Annotated in this window: 1 protein-coding gene; it reads left to right on the forward strand. The window is 44.1% G+C overall.

What is annotated here, in order from left to right; translation table 11 throughout:
- Window positions 1–185: 185 nt before the first annotated feature.
- Window positions 186–583 (forward strand): hypothetical protein (locus R7E78_RS28685; RefSeq protein WP_318058955.1); only part of this gene is annotated, 398 nt, incomplete at its 3' end.

The following is a 583-nucleotide window of genomic DNA, read 5'->3' on the forward strand; positions in this document are numbered from 1 at the left end:
GCAAGAGTGCGCCTTCTTAATGTCTGCTAGATAACATTTTCGTACTCGCCTCTAAAATATTCTCTTTGATAAATCTAAGCCTAGCGTTAAGGTCGTTGTTTTACGTTTTTAACTTCAAACACACCATGCGATTTGCTTCTCGAACTTTGCTATTTTTTTGCTGTGTCTCAGCATCCTTTTCTTCATTGGCTTCGCAACGCTGGTGGCAAGAAGTCTTGTCTTCTACGCCGTACCAGAAACTGAGTGAACAGGTTCAGCATGATGGGAACTGGTATCCGTGTGATGTGCAGATTGGCGAGACAGACAATCTCGGCCGTTCTTTCTGTTTAGATGAGTTTTCCTACTATCAGCAGACGCTATACGGCGAGGCGGTATTCGAAGAAAAGAAAGCGCAATTCTCCTTTTTAACCGAGTATCAGAGACAAACGCTGAGTGAGCTCATTTTTAATCTAAGAAAAGATGGTTTGGTGATGCGAAGCTTAGCAATCGGCAACGAGCAATACGATGTCGCAGCGTCGCTGAAAAACAAATCTGCAGGAGAGGTCGACAAAGAAGTGGTGTTACTGATAAATCGCTACCCGCC

Source organism: Vibrio sp. YT-19(2023) (assembly GCF_033337395.1).